Origin of the sequence: Veillonella sp. CAG:933, from assembly GCF_000431435.1 — a bacterium.
Classification (GTDB): Bacteria; Bacillota; Negativicutes; order Veillonellales; family Veillonellaceae; genus Veillonella_A.
The window spans coordinates 32,345-52,801 of record NZ_HF986195.1 but is presented as its reverse complement, the minus strand read 5'-3'; the positions used below and the strand labels follow the sequence as shown (position 1 = coordinate 52,801).

The following is a 20,457-nucleotide window of genomic DNA, read 5'->3' as shown; positions in this document are numbered from 1 at the left end:
CCGCCGCTATTGCTATGGTCGCGGCGGTACTTCTAAACCCGGCTACGGCGTTAGTAAAATTGGCCCGCGCCGCAACATTGGCCGCCATACTAGCCCTTAGTGCCGCATTCCGAGCCGTCACTCCCTCGAGCTCCGTTGCTACCTGCTTAAGGTTTCCGGAATATTCCCGAGCCTTGGCATTGAGCGCATCCATCTGCGCGCGGTACTGCGACTCCGAAATTCTGCCCCGGTTAAAGGCCTCAGTCAGTCGGTTTTGCTCCGCCGTGGTTGTGGCTAACCGCGATTTATATTGCGTAATCTTAGTACTAATGGCCACCATGCCGGTATTGTACTGATCCGCCGATATTTTGCCAGCGTTAAATTTAGCAGTTAAAGCCTGCTGTCTTGCTTCAAGATTAGCAATATTTTGCCGATAACTCGACGTCTTGACGTTTAAATCTGTCATAGCCGCCGAATAGGCCGCCTGTTTTGCCCTACTGCCATCCATAGCGGCATTAAGGGCCGCCTGTGACGCTTGCACGTCTGCCAGCTGACCCTTTAGCCCCTTTTGCTTGGCGTTTAAACTACTAATCTGCGACCCGTAAGCCGCTATTTGAGATTTGGCGGAGTCCATGGCGCCGCTAAATCCGCTCGCAATTTGGCCGTTGAGCTTAAATGCGATTTCAAAAATTTTAGCCATTGGACCTCCCTCCTACCTGTTGTTGGCCGCTTCTTCTCAAGCCTCGGCGATAGCCTCTTGCTCGTCTTTCACGACCTCCATAATATCATCAAGCCAATAGGATAACTCCTCTAGAGTTAAGCTCATCCAATAGGCTGCGGGTCCGTAGTCTCGGAGTCTGGCTGCGAGTCGTCGGTAGATACTTCCGATGTCCCCCGACCCGCTAGCATCGTTTTCAGCTGGTCCGAGCCAAACTGCAAAAAAGAGCCCACCACCCAGCACAACTGGTTATAATCATACATCGGTAAGGCTTTAATAATTCCGAGATCCTCTTTCAGGGCACGCGCGGCAAGGCGTGCCTGAAAAGATTTAGAAAACGCGAGGTCGGAGTGCATATTACCGGAGCGACGCTCTGCCATTTCGCAGGCGTTAAAATCGTTACCGGTTAACTTTTCCAAACCGGCGATAAGTGTATCGTCGTCGTATTTCTTAGTACCCATAATTATTTACCTAATGCCTTTCTGATGTCGGCCCAATAGTCGACGCCGTCAATAATACACACGCCGTTCATAACGTCGATATTGTACATTTCGTAGCCATCGACAACAGCCTTGAGAGAGTTAACAGATAACTCGGTAGTAGAGCCGGTAGTCTCGGTATTAGCTAATTTACCGAGGGCGGTTTTAGTTACCCATCCGCCCAACTGAATAGAAACGGCCGCCACTTCTAAGTCGCCGGTCTCTGTGTTTTCTGTCTGCTGAGCACCGCGGAACTCTACCTGTTGGTAACGTTGACGGGCCATTTTAGAGAGGGATTTTTCCACAATCTGCCACGTGATAGTGGCCTTCATAGCCTTAAGTTGGCCAAGTGTCGGCACTTCTAATTCGCCGGCGAGCCCGCCGCCTTTGATAGTGCTAGTAATAAATTCGAGGTCCGGCAGGCTTAACTCGGCGATGCCGTATTCCTCGTCACCGTTTGCGTATACGGTAAACGTGATAACCTTGTCTCTTAATTGCTTAGCCATATAAGCCTCCTATTAACCAAATAAAACAGATAAGTACTCAACGTCGTACTCTAAATCAAATACGATTTCACGCGCCGGGGATGGCGGAGTAAGGTATACCTTGAATCGGATAATACCGTCCATCAAATCCGTTTTAGCGTTGTCCGCTTCGCGGAACTCAACGCGTGCACCTAATAATGCGCCGCGAGATACTAAGCTATTGAGCCATAATTGCGCGCTATTAACTACAGAGTCAACGAGTCGTAAGTTAGTAGGGTCGTCAATTTTGCTCCAATAAGTAGTAATGAGCGTATTAATTACAAAGTTGAACATACGACGAACCGGGATAAATGTATCCTTTGGATCCGTTTTGCTAGGGTATGCCGTGGTACGATTGCCCCAAGCTTTCCAACCGCCGATAAAGTTGAGCGCCGTATGTACGCCCTGCCCATTGAGGTATGCACCGTTTATTGGCGTAAGGTATACCTCGGTGCCGTCCTTAAGTACGGAACTGTCCGCCTGTAATCCCTTGTTGGAAGGGGAGTAGTGCGGGAGGTTGTCATGTGCCGCGTCAGTCTGACCCATGAGATGCGCTAACTGAGTAGATAAATGAAATTGACGGCCGCCGAGACTAACCTTCGGCCAACAAAGAACCTGACTATTGCTGTTATAGTTGTTTTTGTTTTTCCATTCCACGACTTGCGTATAATTGCGCACGGTTTCTGTATCGGCATCCGCTAAGGACAGTCCGCTAAAAATACCAGAAATATTAGTCTCTTTAGCTTTCATTACGGCCGCTACTGCGGATTTATGACTCCATCCCGGCGCGAGAATAGTACAAGGAATAAGCCCGAACTGCGGGAATACCTGATGTACCAGCTCTAAGCCTTTAAGACTGCCGTCGCTAGCCACACCGCCGATGATATCATCCTCGGTTACCATGCTAGGGTCTAAATAATCATAAGTCGCCACAACACTAGCCGCCGGCGCTGTCATAGAGATAACGAGCTGCTCGTCATCGTTGTATGTGGCTGTGTAATCTTTGTCAATTTGTAACGGTTCAGCCGCTTGCGTTTTGCGAACGACTAACGTATTCAAGAGTACCGGTTTTTCAATAATGCCAGTGTTATCGGTCAATGTAACATTTACATTCGTTTCTGTTTTCTTGTGCTTTGCCGGGTCAAGTACGTTGATATAAATCGCCGGGTACACTTGATACAAGGCGAACTCAGAATATACAGCCTCGGACAGGGTATAATCTTCCCACTTTTTACTTTGGCCGATTTGAGTTACCGCCTCGCTGTAGCTGTTAACGAGTAACGGCTTATTAACGCCCATCGGCTGGGCGGCTAAATGGAGTGGAGCGGTGCCAACTACTACAGTCAGGGCCGTATCTACTCGCGTAGGTGGCACGATAGCCGTAGCAGTCTCAGTCGCACGCACATAATGTCCATAAGTTGCCATTATTGGTTACCTCCTTTTTTTACTTTCGCTTCTTGATAGGCGTTATCTAAAACGCTACCTTGTACTTTTAACTGCGCCTCTGCTTCGCCGATACGATTAATAGGCACGAATAAATGCGCCAATAATGGATAGTCCGCTTTTGCAGATTCCACCAAGGCCTCCGGCACGCCGTCAATATATACCCGACCTGTTATAAGGTCTAATCGGTAAATATTAGGCCCCAAGTACATAACTTGCGTCTTATCAGTAGTTTTGGCCGTCGTGGTTTCGATGGTTTCCACGTCTTCGGCCGCTGCCTTTGCTTTTGTTGCCATTAGTACGTTAACTCCTCTCTAATATCTTTAATTGAATAAGTGGCCGTAAGCACTGCCACCCAAACGGGGCGCGGCTGCTCCGATGGTATTACCGCATCAAGGGCGCCGCGTAATCTAAATTTGTTAGCGATAGTACGCTGTTTCAGCATCGCCTGCCGGGTCGACTCTAAGAGATTGACTATCTCTAGCCACCCGTCGTCGTTGGCCGTGCAGTACGTGCCGATAATAATATGCACGGTAGCGGTCGACTCGTTGCGGTCGTCCGCGTCGTCGTGCACCTCATTAACCCGCACAGCGATATAAGGGAATATCGCTGTTTGAGCTGTTTGAGCTGTGCGCTCCGGTAAGTATCCGGGGATGCACTGCATCCGGCGCCCCGATATTTTGGGATCGCTCGGTGTGTAGGCCTCGTGTGCCTGTTCTAGGAATTTGGCCAACTCCTCGGCCAATACTTGCGGTGTCATTACATGCCCCCTATCACACTATCGAGTACACTCTCCAGCGCGGCTGCTGCGGTGCTCTCCATCTCATCGATGACCATTAGACGGTTATCGTCTTTGCTTAGCATACCGGTTACGGATGGCCCGTATAAGTCGCGTATATCATTACGCCCGGAGCCGTAACGCTCTACCACCGATAAGTGGCCGCTTTTATAACGCACTAAAAAAGCGGACTCAATGAGTCCGCCTCCACCCTTACGCACCTGAGCCGATACACCGCCGCTTTGGCGTTGTCCTACCGGTACATAATTCGGGTTGATTTTAAATTTTGATAGCGCCATAGGGCTACTCCGTACGTTGATAGTCGCCTCCAGGTTACTAGCCCCGGCACGCTTGACTTTCATAGTATCGCCGACCGTAGCGCGGTCGAGATAATAATTCCGAGTAATTTGTGCCGTGGCTTTTGTTTTACCTTTAGTAGCCGCCTTGTTTAGCGCCTTAGCCACCTCGCCGGGCGCCTGTGTGGTTATCGATTGCAGTACATTAACCGCAATTTCCAAGCCGGTAACTTCAATATCCATATGTAGTCCCTCCGGCATTATTAGACTCTAGCGTAATTACTAGCACGCCCATATCATCGTCGCAGTTTTTAACCTGAGTAAGGATGCCGTCCAAATAAAACCGCATACCCTGCTCCGGTACGCTCGGTAGTAGGCACTTTTTGACGTGCACTACGTACTCATCGAGCGATAACCCGTCTATGTCTTGCTTAGCGATTTGGATATGTTCCTTATTGGTACGGCCCTCCACCACACATAATACGGTGTCTCCGTTTAAATTATGATAGTCCGCGAACTCGTCAGTGTCCGCGATAAAGGCCTCGTCAATATCCCAGGCTAGGGCGTCCTTAAATGTATGCATAGGCTTATCCCTCCAGTGCGGCGATTAGCTCCTCACGTGGTAATGTATCGTCGATGCCCTCATATTTTGCCAATACGGCCAATGCCTCATCAGTTAAGGCCTCGAGGATAACGTCCTCGCCTTTTAATGCATTAACGAGATCCACCTTATTACTGCGGTCGGTTAATTTAATACCGAGCGCTGCGCCATAGTGTACGAGTTCCTTTTTGGACATTGCCTCTAAGGCTGCTGCGATAGCCTCATCGTTTTCGGCGCTGTCGGTGGACTCGATGACATCGGCCACCGGTTCTACTGCCTCGACCGGTGCCGCCATATTACCGGCCGGACTAGCGGCGCCGAGTGCGATAAGTCGCATTTCTTCTTCGCCGCCGATTCCGTCGATAACCTCGCCCGGACCGTATAGCCCGGTCGAGGTCTTAATATACCAATTACAAATAATAGCCATACGTCGGACCTCCTAATTAGAGAACGGTTGCGATTTGGAACGCGTCAACATCCCAAGGAACATATAACGGGCGAGATTGAATTTCTAAGTACGTGGCGTCTGGGTCCTGCTGGTCAAGACGGCGGAGTACATACTCGCCCTCATACGTTACAAAATCGGAGGTGATGTTTGGTTTTAAAGTAATAGCGCCATACAAGCGGCTAAATTGTGCGTTTTCAGGAATAAAACAAATAGTCTTTTCAGGTACGAGAGACTTTTCGACGCCATCAACCGGATCAACATACCAATTGTCGTAAGCGTACAAATTAACGCCCAAAATACCGGCAAGGTAGCCGTGATATTCGGCGCCGTCTCCGAGGTCCTGAGTGGATGCGCGGCCAAAGTCTACACTGCGGTTGTCTAATAATTCCAAAATACGTTTATTAGTTAAAATCGCATTGATTGTATTAGTATCCGCAATAATGGTATTTGGGCTAAAACCGCTAGCCTTGCGGCAGTTTGCACGCCAGCGGAGTAAGTCACCGATAATATCCGCGTCTGGGTTGCTCCATAATGCGCCACCGGATAAGGTTTCTTTATTAGTAAAGCCAAAGTCGACTACGTCGTCTACATCGTCACCTTTAACATGTAAAGAGCCTGTAAATAACAAGTCGGCCGCCATAGCTTCCTGAGAGCGAATAAGGTTATCTTTTAAGTCCTTAGCGTCCTCCGCTAAATACTGCACAGCACGCTCTGCCGGGGTCACCGCAGAATTAAACGGCTGTTCACCGGCGAGGCGAGTATCAAGATCCAAACCTTGTAATACGGTTTTTTCCTTTTTCATAGCCGGGGTGTATGTCATAGTTTTATAACCGGTACGACCTGCCACCGGTGCTGCTGCCAATGGCGTAACAAATGGAGTAATTGTGCGACGGCCTTTTTTTACATCAAAGGCGATAGACGCAGTGTGAAAGGTTTTCATATTAGAAAAGAATTTGTCTTTCAAGAAAGACGGTAAGTCCGGCGTACGTTGAATTACAGCGCCGAGGGTTTGGGGTGTGTAAAGTGCATCAAATGGCATTATTTGACCTCCTTGTTGGACTGTTTACGAAAATAAATATTTACAGATTTAGCCGCCTCGACTAAAGCGTCGGACGGGCCTTTCTTATCGCTACAAATTACGCCACTGATAAGAAACTCGCCGGTGTAAGCTACCAGCACCTTTTTATCATCGGCGGTAGTATCCTGTAACAATACGGCACCGAGCGCACTGTCGGCGGATGCTACCGGCGCAAAATTACCGGAGCCGTCGTTAGCCAACAACGTACCGAGTACATATTCGCCCGGCGTGATTTTAACTACATCAGTTACTACCGGCTGTTGTGTGCCGGCTAAAAGTGTTTTATAGCTGAGTTCGGACTCATTGAAGTATTTCGCCATTATTTTTTGCCTCCCGCGTAAAATTTATCGACCATCGCCATAGCGCGGTCTTGGTCTGTGACTTCCTTTTCCTTAGCCGTGCTAGTTGGCACAGTCAAAGAGTTAGAGGCGTCCTTTGCGTCTGCCAACATATCCGCTACCGGGTTTGTGGCTTTCAACAATTCTACGGCTACCTCTTGCGCGTTTTGCAAAGTCTCATACTTTGCCTTGTTGATGATTTCGGCGCGGCTTTCCGTGCTGATTTCATCGAGGGCTTGCAAGCGTTCGCGCTCTTGTTTGCGGCCCTCCTCCACGGCCGCGTTATAGATGTCGGCGTGGTCTGTTTTCAAGATTTCGAGTGTAAGTTCCATTTCCTCTCCTTCCGCGGCATCCTCGGCCGCAACATTAATATATTTGTCAACCGGCAAGCCCTTAAGGGCGTCCACGGCCATGGCCACGCCGTTAACAACTAAATCAGCACCGCGGACACATGCGACCATTTCGAGGTCATCGTCCACGGAGTCACAAAAGCCCTTTTCAAGGGCTGCCTTAGAGGTGAGCCACGTCTCAGCGTCCATCATGCCCGAGATGTCCTCGCGAGCTAAGCTTGTACGGGCTTCGTAGATGTCGATAAGTGCTTCTTTTGTGCTGTCGAGCATCTCGGCGGCTCGGCGCATTTCTGCGCTATCACCAATCGCCACCACGGCAGGGTTATGGATCATCATTTGACTGCCGAGTGCCATATGTACCGTATCCCCGGCCATAGCAATAACACTCGCAATACTAGCCGCCAACCCCTCAATAATTACAGTTTTATTATTTGGTAATGCTTTTAAGCGGTTGTAGATTGTTACGCCCTCGCTTACCATGCCGCCTATGCTATTAATATGTAAATTAATAGCTTGTTCAGGTTTTAGCCCCTCTAGGGCCTTAAGTACGGTATCAACGCCGATGCGTTCATCGTCCCAACTGTCATTAGATACGACGCCGTACAGGTCTACATCAATCGCCGGCGCTGTCGCCATCAGATTGGCCGGCGTTCGCACCGCCAACGTTAATTTGTTGTCCTTGCTCAAGTAATAACCCTCCTTCATCCATTGCGTCGTGCTCACGTACGCGCTGTGGTAAAATTTCATTTTCAAAATCCATGCCGGTAATCTGTGCTGCTTCACGGGCGAGTGTACTCATTCCGGCTTTAACTCGGATATTAGCCGCCTCTGCCTCGTCCTTAGGGTTGAGCTGTCCTTGTGCCGGGCCGTACCATTCAGCCCCGAGCCACGCCTCACGTTTTGCCGGGTCATCAAAAAAGCCCGGCGCGCTGATGCGGCCGAGCGTGATAGCTTCCGTGAGCCATTCCTCGTATATTGGGTTACAAAATTGGGTAATAAATTCGGATCGTGCAGCGTCTACCGATTTCCAGTATTCCAAGAGTGCCCCTCTTGATGCGCTGTATGAGCTGCTGAAATGCTTGATAAGTATCTCGTACGGTATCTCGAGCGCCGCGCCGATTTGGCTAGTTAAGGCCGTGACAAATTTATCAAAGTCGCTAGGTATTGGCGACTTCTCGACCGTTTTAACCGTCTCGCCAGGTCCGAGTACGTTAATAGTCCCATTCCCAAGCTCGATAGTGTCCTCGTGTTCGGTGTCTACCTGCTCCGCATAATCGATACCGTCAATCGGCGGCCCCTCGTCCGGTGTCGGAGTCTCAATAAATACGCTCATGAGTGCATTTACTAGTACTTTCACGACCTCCGCGTCGGTATACCGGCCTAAGAGTTTAATATCCTCGATGACTGGTGCCAATAGCGGCACGCCTCGAATTTGGCCGGAACGCTCAATATTAAGCACGTGCACGATGTTACGGCGTCCGGTTTTTTCGCCGTATTTCCGGATATAGGTATAATCCTCGTCTTGGTTATACCCCGTATACGGCGCCGTGAGTACATAATAGCCTACCGCCTCGCCGTACTTGCCGAACTTAACCCCGTGAATAATATCGTTGTCCTTTTCTTCTTCCCTGCCTTGATATTTAGGCGGGGTTGCGACTAAAAGAGACTCGATAACTTGCAGGCGTAAATAATACGGGTCTTTCCGATGCTGTATCATCGGCAGATTTACAAATGCATCACCGTACAGCATTTTTTCAAAAAATACTAAAGCCTGTAGTCCGTAAAAGTCTGTTTGTTGGCGGGCGTCGCAGTTGCGAGCCCACATGGCAAACTCTTGCTCGGTCTTACGTTCCCATTCGTTTTTAGCTTCCACCGATAGCCCGAGGGCCTCAAATCGGATATTAGCCTTTAACCGGAGACCTGGCCCGATAACGTTTGTCTTATTAGTTTTAAGGGCTCCGGCTGCAATAGGTACGCCCTGTTGCAAGTCGACCGACCGAGCCCGTAGCATCTTAAAATTATTATCGATGTCATGACGGGCGTCTTTGGAATCCGCAATATAGCCCCTATTGGCTGCCTTGCTTGTATTGGCTCCGTGATTACTGTATCCGGAATTTAAAATCTCGCGACTACTGCGCACCGTGATAGTACGATTCCGGGCGCCTCGTGTGCGCCAACCTCTAGCCCTCATATGTCACGCGGCACAACACGCCACGACCTCCGGAGTCCTCGCTTTCCCTGCTCCAGCGCCTCCAGTTTTGCCACCTCACCACGCCAAAAGGCGATACGCTCCTTCACAGAGTCCGCATCAGCACGCACGAGCTTACGGTTACCGACCCAGTATTCCTCACCGGTGGCAAGTTTTAAGTCTGCCCGGAGCCACATTGCCAGGTGTTCTCGTGCCTCTTCTAAAGTCCACGTCATCCGCTGTCACCTCCTTTTATAATTTAACTCCACCGCCTACCTTACGCCGGCGATACTTTGCCGGGGCTCGGGCGGTCTTGGTACTGCTATTGTTACCGATGTACGGTGTAAAATCTTCACGGCCGGCACGTTCGGCCAATGCTTCAAAATTTGGATTTAATATATTAATCGCCGCATGGTTGTAGTTCCGCACGTCGAGGGGCTCATTACGTTTTACCCCCGGCCGGAGCACCCATTTCTGGACGTAACGACCGCGGACAAGTTCCTCTGTCTTTATTTCGGCGAGTAGTCCTTCGAAGTACTTTTTACCGTACCCTTTAGACGGATCCAACGGGAAATGACAATACCGAGGCTCTCCCGGTAACTGTCTTAGGTCACTCATAATTAAGTCCTTGCCGGTGTCAACGCCGATTTTAAATAATTTAGCATTGTCATGCTTTTTTAGTTTAGTTGGCAGTCCGTCGATTATATCCTTATTCGCACCGCCCACGCCCTTAATAGCGTATACTCGATGATAGCGACGTTTTGAACAGTACCGATACACGGCTTGCGTCTTATTACCGCCAGAGTCGATGCATGACGCCGATACGCCACGCTTGCGGCCGTCGGCAAACGACCACCGCCCCCGAATGATAATATCGTCTAACGCATTCCACACAGCATCCTGTGCCGGGTCTCCGTATAATCGGTAGTATTGCACTCCGTACTGTTCGCCGTTGAGCCCCCAGCCCATGACCTCGCACTCGAGCCGGTCGTCCTGCGTATCGACTCCGGCCGTAAGTATAAGCACGCCGTCCGGTAAGTCGGCGCCGTACTCTTCTCGACGATCCATGAGCTCGTCTGTCGGTGGCGTTTCCACAGCGTCCTCGTACGGGATGCCCATTTCCGTATTAAAAAACGTCTTAAGCCCGACCGCCCCGAGCGCCTGCGCTGCTTCGTAGGTCTGATATAATTCGGCCCACGAGGTCCACGGACTCGCAAACGCGTTGATGTGGAAACTCCGGCAGTGCTTAGTCTCGAGATTTTCCGGCGCGTTGGCTATCCACCGGCCCTCTGAGTATAGGCGTTTCCACGCCCACTCGTCGGAAAGTGCGCCGCAGTGCTCGCAGCACATATAATATTTATTGGCTTCGGTGTCTGCCTCGAATTTATCCCATGATGGATAGACATACTCCCCGCAGGCCGGGCATTTTAAATGCCACACCTCCTGCGTGCCGTCGTTGTATAACTTTTCTATCCGGCTCGTGCCTTTACCTAATGGTGTCGATGCGTATATATGCTTACGATTGTAAAACGTCTTAGTACGTTTTTCGGCGAGCGACACCGGGTCGCCCTCGGCGCCGGCGGATGCCGGGAAACGGTCTATTTCGTCCGCTAATAGTACGCGAATAGGTCGAGATGCAAGCCCTGCCGGACTATTAGCCCCGACAAAGGTCAAATAACCGCCGGGAAACGTCTTATTTAATAGCGTATTTCCGCTATCTCTGGCCTTTGTATCGGCCATTTTCTCAGATAACACTTTTGTATCCCGAATAAACGGCGCGATACGTGTCTTACTAAATTCTTTGGCCAGGTCCAACGTCGGCACCATAAACATAATCGGAGACGGGTAAAAGTCGATAAAATAGCCCAGAATGTTTTTAATAAGCTGAGTTTTGCCAATTTGAGAGCCCGTCATGTACACGACGTCGGACACATCCGGGTTACTCACCGCGTCGAGCATCTCTTTTTGATATGGCGCCCGGTCTGTAGAGTATTTCCCGGGCTCCGCGCTATCCTCCGTCGATAGTACGACGTGCTTATTAGCCCACTCCGAGGCCGTCAATTTAGGCGGCGGCCGTAAGAGCTGGAATAAGTCACTAAATAACTGTTGAGTGTTATTCATTGTCGCCCTCCTCCACGTCCTCCGCTACGACGATAATGTCGCTATCGTCGTAAAACATAGTCGGCTCGTAGTCGGCTAGCTCGTTGAGTGCCCCGTCCACGCCCTCGGTTATGATGTCCTGTATTACGGGTAATTGAGTTTGTGATAACAATTTAGGGGCGAGGGTTGTCGGTAAGGCTTGCAGTTTGGCCTTGAAATTTAATAACATGCCGGCCATTACGGACTTGACGGTCTCGGAGCGATGCAGTCCGCCCTCCATAATTTGTAGCTTGCGTTCTTCTATCCTGCGCTTGACGTTTGTTAGTTTAATTTTCTCGTCCTCTAGCGGATTTTTGCCGCCCGCGCTTTTAGTTTCCTGTGTTTTAAAAGCGATATAGGCCCGTGTGCACTTGCGTACATCGTATCGGGCTTTACTCTCAACCTCCAAAACTCCGTCCTCACGTAACTGCTGCACCCGTCGCTCGCTAATGCCGAGTATCTTACCCAGTATCTTAGCTGTAACGACCCAAGGGTATGCGTTTACGTCCATGCCCTCACCTCTTTTCTGAAATTAAAAAAGCCAGGGTGTAGTGCCCTGGCTTTTTTAATCTGGAAACATATTAGATAACATGTATTTCTTGCATTCTTTATTTAGTTCTATAACTTTCTTTTCGTACTCGATAGCTTCCTGCGCTTTCCGCTGCATTTCACCGATGGCGTCGCGTGTCGCTTTGTCGGTGTGTATTTCAACTTTGAAATACTTTTGCAGGGCGTCCATTTGTAAATTGATGCCTGTCGCATATCGTGTTAAAAATCTATCGATTTCGCGATCCATAATCGCCGCCAAATAGTGCGGGTGCATGTCGTCCTTAAAAGTAATACACGCAAACCGACTATTTACCTCGCGCGGTTCCATAAGTACCTCGCACACGGCACGATTTACACCGCTGAGCGGTATAATATACGTTCCTGCCGGGTACTCTTTGCCTGGCTGTGCTCGTTCTATGTTACCCGCTTCACTAGCGAGTACTACTTTTCTGGCGTATAATTTCATAAACTCCGTAGCTCCCTGTGTAATTCTTTGATTTTTTCGAGTTCTTCCTGACTCTGTGGGGTCGTTCCGACTAAATCATCTAAAAACGCGCCGAGCTCTAGCTCCGCCGCTTTTATTTCCTTATTGATGTCCACCAAGTCGAGCATATCCTGCACCACGTCCACCGGTGGCGGTGGCTCCGTAGTATCAACGTATCGAGGTATATTGAGGTTAAAGTCGTTATTTTCTATTTCCTCAAATGTGGCCAAGTGCGAGTATTTGTCGACTACCTGCCGCATAATCACCGTTTTAATGAGCTTATTAATCTGTTCATCGGTCATAATATTAATTTTGCCCTGTTTTTCGAAGTCGCGGCTAGCATCCACAAATAACACGGTGTCGTCGGTTTTTTTTCCGGTTAAATACTAAAATTGCTACCGGGATTCCGGTATTTAGAAACATGTTCTCCGGTAGTCCGATAACAGCGTCCAACAAATTACGCTCAATAAGCAATTTCCGGACCTTACCCTCTTTTGCACCACGAAATAAAACGCCGTGCGGTATAATTGCCGTCACCGTGTCGCCTATATCCAGGCCACGGAGCATAAATGCATAATCCGCAGTCGTCGGCATCGGTCCGTACCCGTCGTACGCCCTATGATAACGGGGCTTCCATTTGACCGAGTACGGCGGGTTCATGATGACGTGATCCACAGCCGGCGGCTGAAAGTCCTTAATTTCGTCATTCGCGATATTGATACGGCTGTACGTTTCGCTTTTTTCGAGCTTGTACAAGGCCTTAATTTCACCGGTTAAGCTGTCACCGTTGACGACGTAGCCCTCAGCATTCCGGAGGGCTAAATTAGCCAATAAAAACGGTACCGTTCGCTCGGAAAATTCCTCAGCGTAGACTGTGTAGTCTGCCCGGTCTCGCATATTAGCGAGCGTCAGGGCACCCGTGCCGGCGCATATATCGGCGTACCGGTGTCCGTCGCCTACAATGCCCCGAACTACGCGGACTATGCCGTCCGGCGTAAAGTCTTGCTTTAACTTGTCACGGTCTCCGTGTTCGTTTTGGTAGTCATCACGGAGTGAGTCCGCGAACTTATCCGGCGTATGCTCATCTAAATATTTTAGCAGCGCTTCCCGGCCATCGCCGAGCAGTGCATCGGTTAAGAGTTGCGGGATTTTGTACCCCTCTTTTTCGTTGAAATAATCATTTAAAATCAAGGCTCCCGCCTCCTCTCAATATTCTCAGTTTTGAAATAGAAATGAGTTTTAAAATTTCCCGTCACTAGCTTTTTATCGGGCGTCGGGGACCCACGGGCTTTTTATATTGCCGTGGGAGTACCTAAGTATCCCCTCTGTCCTTTTACACTAGACAAGGCGCCTCTCGCTCTTGCGCCACTTACCGGACTGCTTGTGTACAATCGAATGTGTAGAACGCATAGAGCTTCGGGCGTTAGTGGCAGTAGTACAACAGCCTCGCTTGCTCAGGTTAATCACATTAGCGCAACACTTGCCGCGTCGATTATTAAGGCAATCAAGGCGGCTACAGTATATTGTTGTCATGCGATAACCTCTCTTTTATGCACATACCAAAAGAGACGCCTCGCTAATATTCGGGCGCCTCTTTTGGGGTTTGTTAGGTATAAGTTTTAAGGGATAAAAACTATGAACCTGAGATGCATTGCTCATTCGTCAGTATTTGACACTATCATTATAAATCTTTTATACTGTCGCGTCACTGACAACTTACTGACAACTTTTAGCCCATTTTGTCAAGTCCTTACCCTTGCACGGTTGCCAGGGCTGCCGCCCCCCATAACAGTATAGATAAATCCTCGATACCCTTATCAGCATATCGCCACGCCGTGCGCTCCTCTACGCCCACCACGTCGGCTATTTCCGCCATTTTTTCCTTATTGATGTAATAGCGCCACACCACATTGAAGTAAGGCTCGTTGTTATATTCGCACTGCCTTTGATACGCGCTAAGCATAGCATCGACATGCGATAGCATGACCTCCGTACGCTCCTTGCTTTGGGCAATGGCCACGACTTTTATAAATCCTTTGGCATCAAATACCTCAGCGAGTACCGCCTGTAGTTGCGAGGGCATGCTCTCCGTCGTATTACTCACAGCCTCGTCAATGTGCGTCTGCAATTCTCTATAGCCTCGCAGTAGCTTTTTTGTATTATCGATATAGCGCTTGCGGATATACCGTGCCTGCTCTTTGCACTTTTTGTCGTATACCTCTATAGCCGTCTTAGATGCTAACTTTATAATTTCCGCCTGCGTATATGGTCTTTCTTTGTCAGTCATTCGCCCACTCCTTAAATTCTAACCGGTTGTTATTGCTTTGGTATCTAATAGGCAACTCAGCGCCTAAGGCGTACCCATACTCAATCATACAGCCCCGCGACTCGTGCCAATTATGCGCCAGCCATAACTCATCGCAACGGCTTAATAGTTCGAGGCACTTATCCATACCCGGCATATAATCCATAACTCGATACGCCTCTTCCCAGAGCGGCACCGGTGATATAAATACGTAGTCGTCGGGGTAGTCTATAGTTAAGTCATTAATCAATTTTTTAATGTTCTCTAAATTATCAGGGTCACCTCCGTACGGGTGTGCTACATATATTAGTTTCATCGGTAAAATACTCCTTTCCACTGATTAGATTCATCGTCCGAGGCCGCCCTTTTGCGCCATTCCTCGCTACATTTAATACTGCAGTACACCTGTTGCCGGTTTACCGCCCTAAATACCCGGTGGCACTCTTTGCATTTTGTAAAAATAGGGGGATCGGTTTTCGCCTCAGGCACCGCGGGCTTTGGCTTTTTATGCTGTTTTTTCCGCTCCCTGCTGTTGCGCCGATTAGCTTCATAACTACACGCTGCGCTACAGTATTTTCGGCCTTGTGTTGCTTTAAATTCTTTCCCGCACTCTTTGCATATTCTCGTCGGCAGTTCTTTCTGCTGCGGGTTTGCTGCAGATTGGCACTTTTCGCTGCAATATTGGCGCCGTCCGTCCGTCGTTGTAAATTCGGTACCACACACCGCACAAGTTTTGGAATGCATCGGCCGTTTAGCAACACGCGCAGCCTCCCGACAGGCGTTACTACAATACGCGATATAATGGCGGCTCCGGTGGAATTTTTGGCCGCATTGCTTACACGTTACAAGAGCTCCTAATTCAGGAGGTACTTCATCTCGTTGTTTCGCCTTCCATTTAGCATTATTGCGGCGCTTGCCTATCATCATACACAAATCACTACAATACGAGATACTGCCGTGCTCCGCGTCAAATTCCCTCTTACAAGTTTTACAAACTCGCCGCCCGGTTCGCTTTCTCGTTTCTTTTTTGGCTCGTTTTCTGGCCTGTGCCGCCAGTTTTAGCGCCTCTTGCTGTCGATTTTGTATATTGATGGCCGCATTAATCGCCATGATAACGTTTTTCTCAGGGCACGCCGTGCCGCCTTGTATATATCGCCATCCGGGGCTCTCCCAATATCCGCCTTTACGCTCCGGTTTTGTCTTATGCACGCACTCCCCGCCTAGCTGGTTACGTGTTACATATTTAAACCCTTGCGCCTTTGCCTCCTCATAATTCACTCGACCTCACCGCCTCATTAATCCAATCTAACTCCCGTTTTACAGATACCTGCTCTCCAGCTACGTCTCTCAAGTCATCAATTAGCATACTTTTTAAGCCTCCTTAATCCTTGTAAAAAATAAACCAGCGACGGTCGCCCTTTTTATCGCCTAAAATCGGCATATGTCCTATGGCCGATAAAACGTCACCCGCGCTAATTTGACAGGTACTCCATTTCATAACCAAAGTGCCCCCGCTATCAAGGCAACGCCAGCACTCCTCAAATCCGGCTTTGATATACTCCTGCCAATCGTTAGGCAGTGTGCCGTATTTTTTGGCCAGCCAGGAGTTTCGGCCCGCCTTAATTAAGTGCGGCGGGTCAAAAATAACAAGTTTAAAACTGCCGGACTTAAAAGGCAGGCTCCTAAAATCGTATTGAGTCCCCGGCTGGATTACTAATCGACGGTCGCTCAGCTCCTCGTCAACCTCGCGGATATCATTAAATAAAATACGCTTGTCGTCCTTGTCAAAATAAAACATCTTGCTACCACAGCAAGCATCTAAAATAGGGTATTGCATTATATCCTCCTTTAGTAATAGCTGTTAGCCAAATTTGACTAACAGTCAAATCCCAAAAGCGCTATAAATTAAGTGCGCTACATACGTAATAAACAACCAAGCCAACCGCACGGTTAGGCATCCTTTATTCATTGTTTCAGCCCTCCAGCTCCGTAGTGTCCACTTTACCGGTCATTAACAATTCCAAAAGTGTATTTTGTAATTCTTTCAAATATTGGCTTTCGCAATTATTCAAATAGCGGATATGCTGCATATATAACGGCAGCATCTGCTCAATAATGGTTGATATATCCTTTTTGTTTTTATTTTCAAACTTAAACTCCCCCGCGTTTCTTGATAATGTCAAATACTTATCACCGGTAAGCTCATCCGCACCGAGATGTCGGAGTAATGAATTGACCTCTTTTAAGTTTGTATTTTCAGTACTTTGTAGTTTAGCCGCTTCTAACAGGTTATACTTCTCTGCTACCGTTATGTTAACCGTCAACTTTAACTTATTTTTTTCTTCATAAATACGGTTTAAATCATTGACAATATCTTTTATATCTCGGCGCTCTATCTCGTACTTTGGTATTTCGATAATATCGTACTTTTTAAAATTACAAGCGATAGCCTTTTCTACCTCAACGGTTTTACAAAATCCCGGTATGTTTTCTCCACTCGCTATAGCTTTGACCACGCGGCCTATACAGGCGCCATCATAAATCTTAAACTCTTTCTTATATACTCGATTAGACATATGATCCTCGCCACGTTGTGCGCGTATTTCAACAGCAAAATTTTCGGCATTATCGACAAAAGACACTTGCTCAGAGTTAGGGGCTATCACTAAACACTGAGTCCGTATTGAGGTACTATCAAACATATCACCGGCATTATATACAACCGCCCTAATTAACCGATTCCGTTCTAATACCGCCCGGCACTCGTGCTCCGTGCTACTATTTGGGTTAAGTGCTCCGGCGGGTAATATAAATATGCCCTGATCTGTATCTGCCTCTATCAAAGATTTAATAATAAACGCATAATTCGCATTACTCGCCGGGGGCGTTACCGTCTCCCCTTTAAACTGAATAGGTACGGCATCCCACTTTAAATTAAACGGTGGATTGGACACGACTAAATCGCATTTAGGCATCACAAGTCCGGTCTCCTTTACAGAACTAAATTGATTTCCTGGGGTCAAGGTATACGATTTATAAATCTCGCCCGCTAATAAATTACCGTGTACTACAATAGCCGACATGTTGCGCAAGGCCAAATTTAATAGCAAAAAACCAATTACGCGCCCATCTAATTCCCAACACACAAATTCTAGATTTTGGTTCATTTCCCAACAAGCAATAGATAATGCCCCACTACCGGCGCACGCATCAAATATAGTTTTTACATCATCTGGCGCAAGTGCGGCGGCCAATCGGCCTAAACTTTTAGGTGTGTAATCTTGTTTTTTGCCTGCTCTATCGGCCAGCCAAAACTGGTAAGCACTTTGCAGCATATCGCGTCCTTCAACGCCCACAATATCAATATATCGACTCAAATACTCGTCTTTATCTTTCTGTATTAATATCTCCGGCAAAACCTCCGATAACTCCGCTACAGAATCAACCTCGAATATATCTAGTATCTGTTTAGCTGTTTCTTTTAATTCCATTACGGTCGCCACCTCCCCCCTGTCTCAGCGATTAACCAAACAAAGGCGCCCGTCGCAACTAAACAGGCCGTTAAAGGGTCGATATAATCAACGACACTGACAAGTATTACCATAATAAATAAATAAATCGCTATGTCCTTAATCATGCTTATCTCCTCGTTTTTTGTAGCCCAACATAACCCCTGCTATACAAAGCATTACCCAGGCAATCAACATAAGCCAGTAAGCGCCTTTTATTAATACCGACAGCCCCGCAAGTATAGGTGCCAATATTAGTAAGAATTTAAGTATCATTCGTCATCCTCCCCGGGAGCGCCGAATATATACACAAATACGGACACGGCCGCATTAGCCAACGCTAAGAAAAATAGCCAACCAATACCGGCTACGTCGTATGCGATAAAGATTAGTACAATATTACATATAGTTAAAGCTAGTTTCATCTATACGAGTCCCTCCTTAATTTAATCGCCTCTAATAAGGCGTTTTGTCCTTTTTCCTTACGTTCAAGTGCTCTCATAACCTGACTATCGATAGTACCGGTAGTCAATAAATGGTAAATCGTGACTAGGTGCGTCTGCCCTTGCCTATTTAAACGGGCGTTAGCCTGTAAGTACTGCTCTAGGCTCCAGGTCATGCCATACCACACGATGACATGGCCTCCCTGTTGTAGGTTTAGCCCGTAGCCCGCTGATGCAGGATGCGCTAGCAGCATTTTAATTTTGCCGGCGTTCCACGCCTGGAGAGTCTCATCGTCCGATAGGTCGACGGCATCCGGAAACGCCGCCCGGATAGCTTCCCGATCGTGCTTGAAATTATAAAATACAAGCATATTCCCCTCTTTGGCTGCTATCTCTTTTAGGGCGCCTACTTTTCGAGTGTGTATCGTTACCACGTCGCCCTCATCCGTGTATATAGATCCGTTGGCAAGCTGTAAGAGCTTATTTGATAAGGTGGCCGCACTGGCTGCGCTGATAATCTCATCATCCGGCAAGGCCAGTACAAAATCCCGCTCCATATCGTTATATGTGGCCTCTTCATCCGGTGTAAGGGATACCTTGACTACCCGGCTTATATATCCGTCTTGCATGGTTATTTCGTCCATGACGTCCTGCTTCTTCATGCTTAGGCAGATGTCCCGTATTTTATTATGGATAGCCTTATCTGCCCCTTTCCGCAGCTTGTACGAATAAACGACGTGCCCGTTAGTCATGGCCGGCGTGAAATACTTACTCCGGTAGGCCGTTATAGTCCGGCCGAGCCGTTCGCCGGCATCTAATAAATACACCTGCGCCCATAAGTCCTCTAGGGTATTCGGCGCCGGGGTGCCGGTGAGTAACACGATCCGGCTAAACACGCCGCGCTGTTTTTTAAGTGCTTTAAACCGTTTAGCCTGCGGATTTTTAAAATTACTACTCTCGTCGATAATCAGCATGTCAAAAGGCAGCTGCTTATATTGCTCGCATAGCCACGTCACCATCTCGCGGTTAATGATATAAATATCGGCATCCGTAGCCAGCGCTTGCCAGCGCTTATCCTCGGAGCCCATAACTTTAACCACTCGCAGCCCTCTAGTGTGGTCCCATTTCTGGGCCTCCGTTGCCCAGGTGCTATCGGCTACCTTTTTAGGCGCTATGATTAGCACCTTGGAGATAGCCCAGTCATCCAGTAGCGCCTGTATCGCTGTCAGCGTGATAACAGTCTTACCGAGTCCCATATCAAGCATCAGGCCATAGTGCGTATGATTAAGCAGTGCGTCAATCGCTAGTTTCTGATAATCGTGCGGCTGAAATTGCATCTCTCACCTTCTCCAAATAGGCATCGGCGCCGGCCAACCCGACTACAATATCGACGTTGGCGCCGATGCGTTTTAACTTCTCAATCTGCCGAGCTTGCAAGGGTGAGAGTCGACCGCTTAAAGTCTTAAGCTCTATAAAGTCAACCCGTCCGCCGGGATATATGACAATCCTATCCGGCACCCCTGCGTTATTCGGTGATATAAATTTATAAACTAAACAGCCCTCTTTTTTAAGGTTAAAAGTTAGCCGTTTTTCTATTTCTTTTTCTGTCCACTCCATGAGTACACCTTTTATCCATCTTGAAAAATAACGTCTATGTGTGCCAATGTATCCAGAGGCCACATACTATATATATAGATATATGGTATATATACGTTTTTACGCGCGCACGCGCGCATATATGATATAAATAATAAAAAATAAACTAATTAATATAATAATTGGATACATTGGCAACACTATTGAAATAT

At 48.1% G+C, this 20,457-nt stretch carries 26 protein-coding genes and 1 pseudogene; all 27 read right to left on the bottom strand.

The genetic code is table 11. The annotated features are described in order from the left end of the window. A partial coding sequence (locus QZL64_RS06320) for a hypothetical protein (RefSeq protein ID WP_296309385.1) occupies positions 1-613 on the bottom strand: 613 nt, incomplete at its 3' end. A 188-nt stretch (positions 614-801) separates the two neighbouring features. Beyond that, positions 802-1,158: a hypothetical protein gene (locus QZL64_RS06315; RefSeq protein WP_021841168.1), complete on the bottom strand. Its 357-nt coding sequence runs from the start codon at positions 1,156-1,158 to the stop codon at positions 802-804. Between the two features lie 2 nt (positions 1,159-1,160). After that, positions 1,161-1,682: a phage major tail tube protein gene (locus tag QZL64_RS06310; RefSeq protein ID WP_021841167.1), complete on the bottom strand. Its 522-nt coding sequence runs from the start codon at positions 1,680-1,682 to the stop codon at positions 1,161-1,163. A 12-nt stretch (positions 1,683-1,694) separates the two neighbouring features. Then, a complete protein-coding gene (locus QZL64_RS06305; protein WP_021841166.1) occupies positions 1,695-3,125 on the bottom strand; it encodes a phage tail sheath family protein in 1,431 nt (476 codons plus the stop codon). Beyond that, positions 3,125-3,439 (bottom strand): hypothetical protein, encoded by a 315-nt coding sequence (locus QZL64_RS06300; protein WP_021841165.1) that lies wholly within the window; start codon positions 3,437-3,439, stop codon positions 3,125-3,127. The genes QZL64_RS06305 and QZL64_RS06300 overlap by 1 nt, the downstream gene beginning before the upstream one ends. Continuing rightward, the gene (locus tag QZL64_RS06295; RefSeq protein WP_156704062.1) at positions 3,439-3,717 is read right to left on the bottom strand and encodes a hypothetical protein; all 279 of its coding nucleotides are present in this window, start codon (positions 3,715-3,717) and stop codon (positions 3,439-3,441) included. Before QZL64_RS06295 ends, QZL64_RS06300 begins: the two co-directional genes overlap by 1 nt. Before the next feature lie 185 nt (positions 3,718-3,902). Then, a complete protein-coding gene (locus QZL64_RS06290) occupies positions 3,903-4,460 on the bottom strand; it encodes a phage tail protein (protein ID WP_021841163.1) in 558 nt (185 codons plus the stop codon). Further along, a complete protein-coding gene (locus tag QZL64_RS06285) occupies positions 4,450-4,800 on the bottom strand; it encodes a hypothetical protein (protein WP_021841162.1) in 351 nt (116 codons plus the stop codon). The genes QZL64_RS06290 and QZL64_RS06285 overlap by 11 nt, the downstream gene beginning before the upstream one ends. Before the next feature lie 4 nt (positions 4,801-4,804). After that, a complete protein-coding gene (locus QZL64_RS06280) occupies positions 4,805-5,245 on the bottom strand; it encodes a hypothetical protein (protein ID WP_021841161.1) in 441 nt (146 codons plus the stop codon). 16 nt (positions 5,246-5,261) lie between these two features. Further along, positions 5,262-6,305 (bottom strand): major capsid protein, encoded by a 1,044-nt coding sequence (locus tag QZL64_RS06275; RefSeq protein ID WP_021841160.1) that lies wholly within the window; start codon positions 6,303-6,305, stop codon positions 5,262-5,264. Next, positions 6,305-6,664, bottom strand: a complete 360-nt coding sequence (locus tag QZL64_RS06270) for a hypothetical protein (RefSeq protein WP_021841159.1) — start codon at positions 6,662-6,664, stop codon at positions 6,305-6,307. Before QZL64_RS06270 ends, QZL64_RS06275 begins: the two co-directional genes overlap by 1 nt. Beyond that, on the bottom strand, positions 6,664-7,719 hold the full coding sequence (locus QZL64_RS06265; RefSeq protein WP_296309382.1) for a head maturation protease, ClpP-related: 1,056 nt from the start codon (positions 7,717-7,719) through the stop codon (positions 6,664-6,666). The genes QZL64_RS06270 and QZL64_RS06265 overlap by 1 nt, the downstream gene beginning before the upstream one ends. Continuing rightward, positions 7,646-9,223, bottom strand: coding sequence for a phage portal protein (locus tag QZL64_RS06260; RefSeq protein ID WP_021841157.1), 1,578 nt, complete (start codon positions 9,221-9,223; stop codon positions 7,646-7,648). The genes QZL64_RS06265 and QZL64_RS06260 overlap by 74 nt, the downstream gene beginning before the upstream one ends. Further along, the gene (locus QZL64_RS06255) at positions 9,220-9,456 is read right to left on the bottom strand and encodes a DUF6148 family protein (RefSeq protein ID WP_021841156.1); all 237 of its coding nucleotides are present in this window, start codon (positions 9,454-9,456) and stop codon (positions 9,220-9,222) included. Before QZL64_RS06255 ends, QZL64_RS06260 begins: the two co-directional genes overlap by 4 nt. A 16-nt stretch (positions 9,457-9,472) precedes the next feature. Then, complete coding sequence (locus QZL64_RS06250) at positions 9,473-11,341, bottom strand: phage terminase large subunit family protein (RefSeq protein WP_021841155.1); 1,869 nt, start codon at positions 11,339-11,341, stop codon at positions 9,473-9,475. Further along, positions 11,334-11,870, bottom strand: a complete 537-nt coding sequence (locus tag QZL64_RS06245; protein ID WP_021841154.1) for a hypothetical protein — start codon at positions 11,868-11,870, stop codon at positions 11,334-11,336. Before QZL64_RS06245 ends, QZL64_RS06250 begins: the two co-directional genes overlap by 8 nt. A 54-nt stretch (positions 11,871-11,924) precedes the next feature. Then, the gene (locus QZL64_RS06240) at positions 11,925-12,374 is read right to left on the bottom strand and encodes a hypothetical protein (RefSeq protein WP_021841153.1); all 450 of its coding nucleotides are present in this window, start codon (positions 12,372-12,374) and stop codon (positions 11,925-11,927) included. Continuing rightward, positions 12,371-13,583: pseudogene (locus QZL64_RS06235) on the bottom strand (N-6 DNA methylase). The gene QZL64_RS06240 and the pseudogene QZL64_RS06235 overlap by 4 nt, the downstream one beginning before the upstream one ends. 559 nt (positions 13,584-14,142) lie before the next feature. Beyond that, the gene (locus tag QZL64_RS06230) at positions 14,143-14,679 is read right to left on the bottom strand and encodes a hypothetical protein (RefSeq protein WP_021841150.1); all 537 of its coding nucleotides are present in this window, start codon (positions 14,677-14,679) and stop codon (positions 14,143-14,145) included. Next, positions 14,672-15,013, bottom strand: coding sequence for a DUF4406 domain-containing protein (locus QZL64_RS06225; RefSeq protein WP_021841149.1), 342 nt, complete (start codon positions 15,011-15,013; stop codon positions 14,672-14,674). Before QZL64_RS06225 ends, QZL64_RS06230 begins: the two co-directional genes overlap by 8 nt. Beyond that, positions 15,010-15,906, bottom strand: a complete 897-nt coding sequence (locus tag QZL64_RS06220; protein WP_296309380.1) for a hypothetical protein — start codon at positions 15,904-15,906, stop codon at positions 15,010-15,012. Before QZL64_RS06220 ends, QZL64_RS06225 begins: the two co-directional genes overlap by 4 nt. 172 nt (positions 15,907-16,078) lie before the next feature. Beyond that, on the bottom strand, positions 16,079-16,534 hold the full coding sequence (locus tag QZL64_RS06215; RefSeq protein ID WP_021841146.1) for a DNA N-4 cytosine methyltransferase: 456 nt from the start codon (positions 16,532-16,534) through the stop codon (positions 16,079-16,081). A 136-nt stretch (positions 16,535-16,670) separates the two neighbouring features. Next, a complete protein-coding gene (locus QZL64_RS06210) occupies positions 16,671-18,188 on the bottom strand; it encodes an N-6 DNA methylase (RefSeq protein ID WP_021841145.1) in 1,518 nt (505 codons plus the stop codon). A 138-nt stretch (positions 18,189-18,326) separates the two neighbouring features. After that, complete coding sequence (locus tag QZL64_RS06205) at positions 18,327-18,482, bottom strand: hypothetical protein (protein WP_021841143.1); 156 nt, start codon at positions 18,480-18,482, stop codon at positions 18,327-18,329. Further along, the gene (locus QZL64_RS06200; RefSeq protein WP_021841142.1) at positions 18,479-18,631 is read right to left on the bottom strand and encodes a hypothetical protein; all 153 of its coding nucleotides are present in this window, start codon (positions 18,629-18,631) and stop codon (positions 18,479-18,481) included. The genes QZL64_RS06205 and QZL64_RS06200 overlap by 4 nt, the downstream gene beginning before the upstream one ends. Further along, positions 18,628-19,986 carry a DEAD/DEAH box helicase gene (locus QZL64_RS06195; protein ID WP_021841141.1) on the bottom strand — a complete coding sequence of 453 codons (1,359 nt, stop codon included), beginning with the start codon at positions 19,984-19,986 and terminating at the stop codon, positions 18,628-18,630. The genes QZL64_RS06200 and QZL64_RS06195 overlap by 4 nt, the downstream gene beginning before the upstream one ends. Continuing rightward, positions 19,946-20,266 (bottom strand): VRR-NUC domain-containing protein, encoded by a 321-nt coding sequence (locus tag QZL64_RS06190; protein ID WP_021841140.1) that lies wholly within the window; start codon positions 20,264-20,266, stop codon positions 19,946-19,948. The genes QZL64_RS06195 and QZL64_RS06190 overlap by 41 nt, the downstream gene beginning before the upstream one ends. Positions 20,267-20,457 lie beyond the last annotated feature (191 nt).